At 38.3% G+C, this 10791-nt stretch carries 10 protein-coding genes; 8 read left to right on the top strand and 2 right to left on the bottom strand.

What is annotated here, in order from left to right:
- Window positions 1-763 (bottom strand): chromosome partitioning protein ParA (locus ON073_RS19165; RefSeq protein ID WP_274763489.1); only part of this gene is annotated, 763 nt, incomplete at its 3' end.
- Window positions 764-854: 91 nt separating this feature from the next.
- Between ON073_RS19165 and ON073_RS19160 the strand changes: the two genes are divergently transcribed.
- From ON073_RS19160 to ON073_RS19145, 4 genes are all read left to right on the top strand, one after another.
- A complete protein-coding gene (locus ON073_RS19160; protein ID WP_274763488.1) occupies window positions 855-1751 on the top strand; it encodes a response regulator in 897 nt (298 codons plus the stop codon).
- A 120-nt stretch (window positions 1752-1871) separates the two neighbouring features.
- On the top strand, window positions 1872-2249 hold the full coding sequence (locus ON073_RS19155) for a hypothetical protein (protein WP_274763487.1): 378 nt from the start codon (window positions 1872-1874) through the stop codon (window positions 2247-2249).
- Entirely contained in the window at window positions 2246-2569 is a 324-nt protein-coding gene (locus tag ON073_RS19150; RefSeq protein ID WP_274763486.1) for a hypothetical protein, read from the top strand. The genes ON073_RS19155 and ON073_RS19150 overlap by 4 nt, the downstream gene beginning before the upstream one ends.
- Window positions 2570-2610: 41 nt before the next feature.
- On the top strand, window positions 2611-3705 hold the full coding sequence (locus tag ON073_RS19145) for an LruC domain-containing protein (protein ID WP_274763485.1): 1095 nt from the start codon (window positions 2611-2613) through the stop codon (window positions 3703-3705).
- Window positions 3706-3754: 49 nt separating this feature from the next.
- Here ON073_RS19145 and ON073_RS19140 read toward each other — a convergent pair whose 3' ends face one another.
- A complete protein-coding gene (locus tag ON073_RS19140) occupies window positions 3755-4120 on the bottom strand; it encodes a DUF4870 family protein (RefSeq protein WP_274763484.1) in 366 nt (121 codons plus the stop codon).
- Between the two features lie 549 nt (window positions 4121-4669).
- Between ON073_RS19140 and ON073_RS19135 the strand changes: the two genes are divergently transcribed.
- The 4 genes from ON073_RS19135 to ON073_RS19120 all read left to right on the top strand — a co-directional run bounded on the left by ON073_RS19135 (window position 4670) and on the right by ON073_RS19120 (window position 10715).
- On the top strand, window positions 4670-4993 hold the full coding sequence (locus ON073_RS19135) for a DUF3718 domain-containing protein (protein ID WP_274763482.1): 324 nt from the start codon (window positions 4670-4672) through the stop codon (window positions 4991-4993).
- 200 nt (window positions 4994-5193) lie between these two features.
- Complete coding sequence (locus ON073_RS19130; protein ID WP_274763481.1) at window positions 5194-7311, top strand: response regulator; 2118 nt, start codon at window positions 5194-5196, stop codon at window positions 7309-7311.
- 172 nt (window positions 7312-7483) lie between these two features.
- The gene (locus ON073_RS19125; RefSeq protein ID WP_274763480.1) at window positions 7484-8485 is read left to right on the top strand and encodes a metallophosphoesterase; all 1002 of its coding nucleotides are present in this window, start codon (window positions 7484-7486) and stop codon (window positions 8483-8485) included.
- A 103-nt stretch (window positions 8486-8588) separates the two neighbouring features.
- Window positions 8589-10715, top strand: a complete 2127-nt coding sequence (locus ON073_RS19120; protein ID WP_274763479.1) for a TonB-dependent receptor plug domain-containing protein — start codon at window positions 8589-8591, stop codon at window positions 10713-10715.
- The last annotated feature ends 76 nt before the right edge of the window (window positions 10716-10791 follow it).

Here is a 10791-nt window from a genome sequence, read left to right as displayed (position 1 = left end):
ACTTCTTCTCTACAAAATCTTTTTCTTTTACTAGATGTGTTAATCGCTCTTCAGCTTCTAATAATTTTTGCTGTAATATTTTCGCTTCGCCTACATCAGTATTATCTGCACCTTGAGCCATTAATTGCTGGATAACCTGGTCTTGTTCTGCCATTTGTTTTTTATACTGCTGTAATGCTCTTTTTAGATTATTATTTTCTTCACTATTTGAACTACTTGATGAATTGGACGTTAGCTGCACATATTCCCGTTCGAGTTGTTCAAACTGCTCACTTATTTTTTTATTCTCTTTGGTTAAACGTTCAACCGTATCATACTGAGAATAAAGTTTTTCACGTGTGGTTCTGAGTTTTTTCACACTGGTGTCTAAATCACCTTTAAGTTTTTTAATTAGTTGATGAGCTTTTTGTAAACGCGCATTAAGGTCATCCATCGATGCCTTTTCTTCTTTGCTGATATGATCTGAAGTAGATGCTTTAATATTGGCAAGCTTATTCTCAAGCCCCTGCTGAACGCGAATTAAGGCATCGAGTGTATCGCGATTCTCAGCGCTGTAATTGAGCGCCATTTCGATTGAATCTTGATACTCTGAAATCAGCTTATCGTCCACTACTTGCGACCCACCACTGACCTTAAACGCGAACTTTCTGAATTCTCTAATTATCAACCAAAGAATGACAAACCAGCCTGCTAATATCAGCAAGCCTAAATCAAGCGCTAATATTTCTAATACTTTATAAGAAGTTAAGCCTGGGATATTCATAACATCTCCACTCAGATAACAACTGAAGTATAGTCTTGATTATTTTTTGCGACTATACTGATTAAATTATCTACTACTGCAGATAGCCACATTGAGAATACTTGTTGTAGACGATAGCAAAGCAACACTTGAAATTGTAAGGCGTTCACTCGAAGGCTTTGGTTATCGTCATTTATCAATCAAAAAAACCAACAATCCGATTGATGCCCTTTCTATCATCGGGCAATGGCAACCTCATATTTTACTTACCGATTGGAATATGCCGGAGCTCAGTGGGATTGCACTCATTAAAGCTATTCGCAAGAAACAGCTCTCCACACAAATTGGCATGATCACCACAATTGACGATAGCCAACAATTAGAGCAAGCACAGCAAGCGGGTGCTGACTTTGTGTTGAGCAAGCCTTTTGATGATGCACAGCTGTATGAAAAGTTATTGCCATTAGTTCAAGGCGTTGAGCAAAGCGAGATTATTCTTAATGAAATTGAGGAGCTTTCAGAAGGCTTAGCGTTACCAAATTTAGCTCAATTAGAAAAAAATTTAGTAAAACTTACTTCAAACGAGCTCACTATTAACATCATTAAGCCACAAGTATTTGATGAATCTAAACTGCCCTGCATAATGGCGGTATTTGAAGACAGTGAAACACAAAAAATTCGCTCTGTAGCATTATTAGATATTTATGCTGCGTGTATATTAGCTAAGAGTAATGCCAACGTAACTAATGGTCATATTCAGCGCGTGATCAAATCTAAACGGCCAAGCAAGTATGTAATGGAAACCACTCAACAGATTTTGCAAAAAGCTGCGATTGTTTTTCTCGATCATCAAAGCCGAAAAAGTTTACGCTTAAAAAATACGAACTTTATTGACCACACTTTTCCTAAATTAGAAAACCTTTATAAAACCCCTGCTAATCGAAGACTTGATATTTCTTTGCAAATCCCTCCATTAGCACAAGGGCGAATCACCATTATTGGGTTTTAAAGCGTTGCAAAATGCAACGCAAAAACGAACCTTAAAAACATAATCCTATAAAATTCAACGCATTAAAGTAGGCTCATTTCTTGAACATTCTTATTACTCTCGGTAAGAAGGATGTTTCTCATGAAAAATCTAGCCAGTAGCATATTGTGTTTAATGCTTATCGCATGTGGCGGGGGCGCAAGCAATGAACAACCACCTGCCCCTACGCCAGTGAGCTTACAATCAAACAAACTTAGCGATAATGCTGTTGATGAAAATGCTAATTTTACGCAGTTTAAACAGCACCAAGTAGAAATTGACTTACAAACATTAGCGCTTAACGGCAACAATATTTACATCAAAGTATATGTCGATGCCGAACAAACCCTTTACCTCGGTAAAGTTCCAGAAAAACAAATTTTTTCTATTCACGTACCAAATAACGTTAAAACCATTAAGTACGATATCTTTTCAGATTTTAGCGATGATGAGCAAGTAACAGGGGAGATTTCGTTATGAAGGTACTTTCTTATATTGCGATTTTTTTGAGCTTTAATGCAGTTGCTGTCGAGTCAGTGAAAATGGCCGACACCATCAAACAAGGTTACGGCTATATTGACCTTTTTAAAGCGCAGCAAAGTGCTAATAACCTTACAGCAATTGATTTAGAGTCATTGCGTATTGAGCACGGCAACAAACTTGTTTTTGCTGTGGATATTAACGAAGCTGCAAAGAAGCCTCTACCCAAGGCGTTACAGTTGATACTGTTGAACTTATCATTACGAGCAATGGCAGCGAATCTCGCTACAGTGAATTTTATACCCCAACCACCAGCTTAGTTGCTGCAATCAGTGAAACTAATCGTACTTTTCGCTATACCATGATTGGTGAATCGGGTTCGTCACGTATCACTGGTTCGACTTTAAATGATATAACCTCAGAGTTTGATAGCTTACTAACCATCATCGTACCTGATTCATTAGCGAGTGCTGATTCCGCATTTTTAGCTGTACGCTTAAAACAAACGAATAGCTCTCTCGGCGACCCTGAAGCATTTTATGATTACAGCGGAGGTTTTGAAGATATTGCAGTTGTTAATTTTTATGACGCTCAAGTGCTTACGGAACTTGCTCCAGGTGTTGATGAAGCCCCACTAGTGGTCGCCCAATCACAACTCGAAGAAACTGCTGACTCTTGGGTTTATTATCCAAGCAGCGCTTCTTATTTCGTAGTGGCATATGAGGATCAATACCCTAATCGCGGTGATTATGATTTTAACGATCTGGTGATTGGTTATCGTGTTGGTTTTGGCATTAAAGATTCGCAAGTTACCTCGGTTATCGGTGTCGGATATATGATTGCCCGTGGTGCGTCTGCTAATCACGACTGGTATTTACATGTCCCTTTTAGCGATTATGTGTCTGGCAATGCGCTTGTGAACTTATTTAAACCTGGCACATCTGAGCAAGCGGTTGGCTATCCGCAACTGCAAGAAGTAAACGGTAATCTCAATTTAAAACTGTTCGAAAATACCAAAGCACTAATGAAGGTGGAAGGCAGTGACTTTGCCAATACACTAAGCAGTCAATCACCAATTCAAGGCCATAAATTTAGTTTTTCATTTAACCTTGATACACCTTTAGATTTCAGCGCTATTCCTGCTGCACCTTATGACCCCTATTTACATGTACTTACCACAGGGTATGAAATTCACTTGTCAGGTAATGCAACACAACTATCTCAATCAACGAATAGTGGTGACTCAAATACACAATATAAAGATGATTTGGGTTATCCGTATGCTTTAGTTTTTCCGGATCAATGGTTACTACCTCTCGAATACACGGACCTTGGTGAGGCATACGACACCTTCTTAGATTATACAAAGAACAGCAATACGCAAAATGAAACTTGGTATCTTTACCCAACTTCGAGCAAGACAAAGTCCATTTCAACTTCACTATGGAAGTGGTAAAAGAAAAAAGGCGCTTAAAGCGCCTTTTTAAAACACAACTAAAATAGAATTAGAACATCCAAGAAGTTGGGTTTTCAATTGGTTCATTTTTATCAAGAGCTTTAAGCCCTTTCACACAACGAACAATTAACCATACTAAATAGAATAAAAGAATTAGCAGGCCAATTCCGACAACAGTTAAAATGCCACCGATGACAGCATAAAGTAATCCGATCCAGAATGTACGGATCTGGAATTGATAGTGTGTTTGCACCCACTCAGGCGCATCTTTTTTATTAACATATGCCATGATTACAGCAATTAGACCTGTAATACCTAAAATGATACTAGCTAGGTAAAGTACATAGTTAATTTTCGCGCCATTCTTTGCCGACGCATCTTGTTTTTCGTTTGTTTCAACTACCTGGTCAGTCACCTTTTATCTCCTTATGATGAACTTATTTGTTGCCAGAATGCTTAATTTACAATCATCTGGAATTAATGCAATAAGAGAATAACTGAGCGGAGGTGTTAGAGTTTTAATACTAGTGAGTAACAAGGAACAAAATGGATTGCCCAACTTACAAACTACACAAGCATGTATTGCCCTTTACGCTCTTACTTTTGTTCAAATTTAGAGGTATAGATTAAACTCAAAGCTCTTTTTTAGGGCAATCTGTAACAAATCATTTTGCAAGCAGGTACCGCAAAAAATTAACGTTTTAACTACGTTTTACACAATTTACTATTTTGTTTTCGGTAATCGGCTTGTTTAAAGTGTTGAACGGATTTTAATTGCATTTTAATCAATAATTAAAATAGCGAAAAGCACTTTTTCTTTTACACAGTGTAAATAGAATGATTTTTAGCCAAACAAATTAAACATAATTGCTTACATCGCATCATAATTTTCAAACACAAAGTAGCAGTTTTTACGTTACCTTTTGCTTGCACTGTACTCATAGCCATTAAAAAGGAAGCCGACATGAAAACATTACTACTTACAGCAGGTATTGCATTACTCTCTTTCACAAGCACACAGAGCCTAGCTCACAGCAAAGCAAAGTCAATTGTTACAGCAGACTCTTCAGCAGATTCAAGCCTTTGCGTTGCAATTGCAAAAGACAATCCATTATTAATTCTAAAGCGTTTAAAGCAAGCGGGTCTTCGTAAACACCAAGCAAAAGATGTATTACGTTGCAATGGCATGTCAGCCTCAGAGTTTGCATATAAACATAATGCTTTTAAGGCTATTGCTCGGCTGGATTTAGCTACAGACAAAGAGCGCTACGCGCACAACTCAAAGTAAATTATTTGTTAAATAATTGTACTTGCTTTTGTAAAGTTTCATAGCTAATCTTAGCTAAGACATCCCAATCCAATAACCTAAAAGGCGAACACCTAATGTTTGCCTTTTGCTTTTTTAGCCAGCCTAATTAGTGATAGCATATTAAGATGCAGGTTAAAGAGCGCTTATTATGCTTGATTTAAATACCCTTTACGTCGTTGGTGGCGTGTTTATTACTATCTTGGTTTATTAGCTTTCAGGTCTGGCGTGATAATAAAAACGTAGATGGTGCTTTTACCAACCTGCTTTTACCCAGTTTAATGCTAATTGCATTAATTAATTATTCACTCTACCTCTACCGCATAGTTGATATAAAAGCAGGTATCGCCAGCCTTATTGTTTTAATTTGTTCGATTCTCAGCATTCATATTTTGCAGCGTTTTTTTGCTATCAATAGCGCGGTTATAAAACTATTCAACCTGATAACCGTTTGCTGCATCATTATGTTTGCTTGGTATACCTACGGTGAGTCGGATGTTCATAACCGCTTACTTATTTTCAATTTTCAACGCTTTTTAGAAGGTGCTGTAATGCTTTGGGTTTTTACCAGCATCAATACTTCTAACCACCGCTTTGCAAAACACATTTATTATTGCCATGCGGCAATATTTATTATTATTTATCCGCTACGTACCTATTATTTAGTGCCACTTGAAGCGTCTGAGATTTTCAGTGATGCATGGTTTGCAATTGGCGCTATGGTTACAGGCATTATTAGCCCACTTTTATATGCACTCGGTATGGCTTATTTATGTAGTGAGCGCAAAGCATTACATTTTTCTGAATTAAAAGATAAAGCACAACAAGATGCAGAGCTTAGAGGGCTTTTTTTATCGACTATGAGCCATGAAATACGCACGCCCTTAAATGGCATTATGGGCAGCGCTCAATTGATTTTAAATCAATCGCCCAATGCAAAAGTGAAACCCTATTGTGAAGCAATCATTAACTCTTCCGAATCACTTAATTTACTCATTGGTAAGGTACTTGACTATGCTCGCCTTGAACAAAATACAGAGTCGGGAACAGAAGAAGATATTGAGCTCACACCTTGGCTGGAAAACCTCTGTTTACTGTATCGACCTCTAGCGCAACAAAAGCGCATTGATTTTATACTTAATAATCAGCTACCAAATAAAGCCTGCTATTACTTTGATCAGCAAAGCGTAAGACAAGTACTGATCAATTTACTCGGTAATGCCATTAAATTTACCGACAGCGGCCAAGTCACTTTATCCGTAGAGGTGCTTGAAAAGGCACCGCTTGAGCATAAATTACGTTTTACAGTTACAGACTCTGGTCCTGGCATAGCTGAATCAGAAATAGCGCAACTCAAAGAACCTTATGTACAAAGTGATGCAGGAAAACTAAAAGGCGGCACAGGCCTAGGTTTAGCCATCAGCGAGCGCTTACTCAATAAAATGGATAGCGAACTAAAAATAGCAAGCACGCTTGGCCTAGGTAGTCAGTTTAACTTTGATATTAGCTTTAGTTTAGGTGAGCTTAGCTTAGTGGAACAAAGTAAAGTGAACGCTGATACGCTTACAGGCTTAAATGTATTATTAGTTGAAGACTTACCACTTAATCAAAAATTAGCGCTTGAATTTATGGCAATGGATCAACACAACGTTACCCTAGCAAGCACCGGCCAAGAAGCTATAGAAATGGTTAAAAATGAAGTTTTTGACCTTATTCTTCTCGATATGAACTTACCTGATTTCTCAGGACAAGAAGTGGTTAAAAAACTCGCTAGCTCGCAACATAAAAATAGCCAAACCCCCATTTTAGCGTTTACTGCGAGCTTAAGTCCTGACGAAGTAAAAGAGTATTTAACACTTGGTATTAAAGATATTGTCGGTAAGCCTATTCGCATCGAAAAATTACGCCAGGCCATTTTCAATTCACAGCAACAAGTCTATTTACAAACTAATCAACAAGTTGATGATGTACTATTTGATAGTACTGCGGCCAACAGCTTAAGTGCTTCCTTCGCCCAAGATGAGTTTAATGCAATTTATGATGAATTTATTATGTCGCTTCGCGATAAACTTGCCCGTTGTGAAAATGATTTTGAAAAGCAAACAGATGAAACTATTCGAATTCTTCACCGCTTAGCAAGCACAGCATTACAATTAGGATTTAACCGTTTTGGTCTTGCACTCAAACAATGCGAACGCGATTTACTCAATAATAGATTGGTTTTTGATGGCGAAAAACTTAAAAAATTATGGCAAGAAAGCCTTTCAAACTACCTTGAATACGCTCGACAGCAACTCTAATGAAAAATAAATATCACATTGAATTAAAAGGGTTTTGCAGATAAAAATATAGAATAGATATAAAAACGAGCATTAAAGAGTTGCTAGCTTAAAAATTCAAAGCCACTCTAGAGAGACAATAACTCTAATTGAATAACACTATCATATGATTCGCTTTACCCTTATAACTATAATGCTAGTCAGCTCACTGTTTGCCAATAGCGCATTAGCCCAAACGCTTTACAGCGATGGTCCTTATTTGTTTTATAAAAATAACAAAATAGAGCAAATTGATATTCTCGAAAACACCAAAAAAGTCTCTGTATATTCAGGTCCTCTGGCTATCAACCAAACTTTTTCAGCAAACGAAATAGATAGTTTTCAGAATGTAGAAAAGATTGCCGCGATTAGTGATATTCATGGCCAATTCGATATTTTCAAAACTTTACTGCAAAACAATGGCATCATCGACCAACAGTTAAATTGGTCTTATGGCAAAGGCCATTTGGTAATTACAGGTGATATTTTTGACCGTGGCGATACTGTTACTGAAGCTTTATGGCTGGTATTTAAACTAGAGCAGCAAGCAGCTGCAGCTGGCGGTAAATTACACTATTTACTAGGTAACCATGAATATATGGTATTGCGCGATGATCAGCGCTATTTACACCCTAAATACGTTCATGCAGTATCGCATTTCAATAACGATTTACGCCAACAATATAGCGAACAAAGCGTTTTGGGTCGTTGGCTTCGTAGCAAATCTACTATTATCAAAATAAATGGTTTTGTATTTCTACATGGCGGCATTCATCAGGAATTTCTTGATCTTAATTTAAGCTTAGAACAAGCAAATAATGAATTTCGTGAAACCATTGGGCTAAGTAAAAACGCCCTAAAAGAAAATCCAACATGGCTATCGCTGCATAGTTCAAATGGCCCTATTTGGTATCGCGGCTATTTTAGAGATGAAAACTTGGAAGAAGCTCAAATTTCATCAATACTAAAACAATTAAATGCAACTAAAGTGATTGTTGGCCATACCTCCATGCCAACCATTGAAACACATTTCAAAAGCAAAGTGATCGCGATTGATAGCTCTATCAAACGTGGTGAAAAAGGCGAATTATTACTTTGGCATAACGCAACATTCACTCGCGGTATGATGTCTGGCGAGCAAAAGCCATTGCAATAAGCTTGCTTGAAATTCTAATTGTGGCAAGATGTTGCATCGCCCTATTGGCTTTTTTATTTGGTTCAGTGAATTGATGTAGACCCAAATGCGAAAGAGTAACGAGATGAGTTTAGCTAGTAACAGTACAATTAATAAATGGACATTATTTTCCAGCACTATGCTGCTAGCGTTAAATTCGTCTCTCGTTATTGCCAATAATGATTTATTCGACCTTTCTTTAGAACAACTCATTAATGTAGAAGTTTCTTCAGCTTCCCTTACTAAAGAGTCTTTAAGTGAAGCGCCAGTGCCCGTTACGGTAATTACCGCGAATATGATTAAGCAAGCGGGCGCACGCAATATCAAAGACGTGTTACTGGCATATGTGCCAAACATGACGCATGTTGAAGATCAGAATGAACAAAACATTGCTGCCCGAGGTGTTTTCACCTCATCACAGCAGAAAATCCTATTTTTAATTGATGGCCATCGTCTTAACAGCCGAAGCTATTCAATGGCCTCTCCAGACTACGCCATTAGTCTTGATAAAATAAAACAAATTGAGGTGCTGCGAGGGCCCTCTAGTTCTATTTATGGCAATGTTGCTCTCACAGCTACGGTAAATATTATATTAAAAACGGGTAGTGAGTTAACACAGTCTCAAGTTGCAATTACTGGCGGTAATCAAGGCCATAAACAAGCAAGCCTAACGCTAGGAACACAGGGTGAAAACTGGGATTTACTGGCATGGGCACAGTATTTTTCAGCTGAAGGTGAGCGTTTAAACATTGCACCACAAAATAACTATTCACCAGCACCACGAGAAGACGCATATGCCCATTTAGGGTCATATCAAGACAAAAACACCTATGATTTAGGGGCTAAAGTCATTTATCAAGACTGGCGATTGTTAGCTAACACCCGCAGCTCTCACTATATTGAGCCATTTAGTGCAGGTGGCATAAGTGGCGAAGCATACAATTATGACAACATCCGCAAACACTCAGGCACGGGGCCAGGTTTAGGTTACGCCTCAACACATATCAATCTCTCGCATCAAGATGCAATATTTAATTGGCAATGGCACCAAGAAATCTACCTTGATAAGAATAAAATTGATTCGGTTGTCGTCACAGCTCCTGCATCTAATCAAGCTGCAAGTGTTAACTGGCAGGAGCTTTCCTCAGGTTTGCTAACACATGTCAGCAAACGCATTGATAACATTGATTATTTAATTGGTTTGCAACTAGACCATATGAAAATCACAAACTCTCATTTTGCGGTTTCGCTAAATGGAGAGGATTACTTTCCGGCTGACCAACAAACGCCTCTAATCAAAGAAAGCAGTGAATCAATTTACTCAGCCTTTGCACAGGTGAAATATCGTTTTTCAGCAAATTGGCCTGCCAATGTTGGTGCGCGATTTGATCAAAAAAACCGTACCGGTAGCGATAACATTAACGACTTGAGTCCGCGCCTCGCAATAATTTACCAAGGCGAAGATGGCTATAATTTTAAAGCCTCATATGCAACGTCATTCGTTGATGCGACTTACTGGAATCGCTTTAGTACATTAAGTTCTTTCCGAGGTGCGCAAACGCTTAAACCAGAAAAACTCTCATCATTACAGTTTACGCCTAGCATAAAACTTGCCGAACACCAGTTTTACGGTGCAGTAAATGTCTTCTATAACCAATTAGATGACTTTATATTTCGCGATAATAATGCTGGTGCAAACGAGCCAAATTACTCAAATGCGGGGGAGTTAACCACTTGGGGTGTTGAAGTGGAATCGCGTTTAACAAAACGTGACATTACTTGGCATGCAACACTTGGTTATCAAGCTGTTATTGATTCTGATCGCTTTGCAACCACTGGTGATGAAATTAATAATGTGCCAAGTTTAACAGCTAACCTTATTACCAGTTGGCAGTTAAATGATAATGCAGATGCAAGTTTCACTGTGCGATATATAAGTGAACAACAGTCTCCAATTCATATCATTTCCAATGGACAAGAAATCACCGACCCTTACCCAGATCAAGGAGTTAATTTTAACGACCCTCACAATCAAGTGGATGATGTTATTTTATTGGATGCGGCAATTAACTATCAGATTTTAGACAATTTCAGTGTGTCGCTCACAGCGCATAACTTACTAGACAAAAGCTATCAACAAGGTGGCACTACATTACACCCATACCCTCAGGCGGGTCGTAATGTTCGCGCAACATTAAACTATTTCTTTTAGCCACCATCTCCCGCAGAGGCTGCTCCTGATGCCGCAATAGCAGCTGTAGCAGCGGCCGTTGATGCTGTGGTGGCAG

Source organism: Pseudoalteromonas sp. G4, from assembly GCF_028875915.1.
Taxonomy (GTDB): Bacteria; Pseudomonadota; Gammaproteobacteria; order Enterobacterales; family Alteromonadaceae; genus Pseudoalteromonas.
Note: the sequence above shows the minus strand (reverse complement) of the source record. Positions and strands in the feature narration are given on the sequence as shown.

Coding starts and splice junctions, on each gene's coding strand:
- ON073_RS19155 (WP_274763487.1), top strand. CDS start 1,872: ATGAAAAATCTAGCCAGTAGCATATTGTGTTTAATGCTTATCGCATGT.
- ON073_RS19150 (WP_274763486.1), top strand. CDS start 2,246: ATGAAGGTACTTTCTTATATTGCGATTTTTTTGAGCTTTAATGCAGTT.
- ON073_RS19145 (WP_274763485.1), top strand. CDS start 2,611: ATGATTGGTGAATCGGGTTCGTCACGTATCACTGGTTCGACTTTAAAT.
- ON073_RS19135 (WP_274763482.1), top strand. CDS start 4,670: ATGAAAACATTACTACTTACAGCAGGTATTGCATTACTCTCTTTCACA.
- ON073_RS19125 (WP_274763480.1), top strand. CDS start 7,484: ATGCTAGTCAGCTCACTGTTTGCCAATAGCGCATTAGCCCAAACGCTT.
- ON073_RS19120 (WP_274763479.1), top strand. CDS start 8,589: ATGAGTTTAGCTAGTAACAGTACAATTAATAAATGGACATTATTTTCC.